Below are 287 nucleotides of genomic sequence, written 5' to 3'. Positions count from 1 at the left end.
CTCAGCGTGCCGGCCGCGCCCATGATGGCGGCGAGCGGGGTCTTCAGATCATGCGAGATCGAGGTGAGCAGCGCCGAGCGCAAGCGGTCGGCCTCGGCGGCGAGCTTGGCACGGTCGACGTCGGCGGCGAGCTGGATGCGCTCGATGGCGACCGCCGCCTGGTCGGCAAGCGCATCGAGCAGGCGCTGCTGCTCGGGCGTCAGCAGCGGTCCCTGCCTGTCGTCGTCGAGGCCGACGACGCCGATCGCCGTGCGGCCAGTTCTCAGAGGAAGGTAGAGGCGTTTCGC

General features: G+C 71.1%; 1 protein-coding gene. It reads right to left on the bottom strand.

Annotated elements, in window-relative coordinates; genetic code table 11:
- Nucleotides 1–287: GAF domain-containing protein (locus EN853_RS33640; protein ID WP_189473204.1), on the bottom strand; the 287-nt coding region annotated here is incomplete at both ends.

It is taken from the genome of Mesorhizobium sp. M1C.F.Ca.ET.210.01.1.1 (assembly GCF_004791585.1).
Lineage (GTDB): Bacteria > Pseudomonadota > Alphaproteobacteria > Rhizobiales > Rhizobiaceae > Mesorhizobium.
This window is presented reverse-complemented; position numbering and strand designations above follow the sequence as displayed.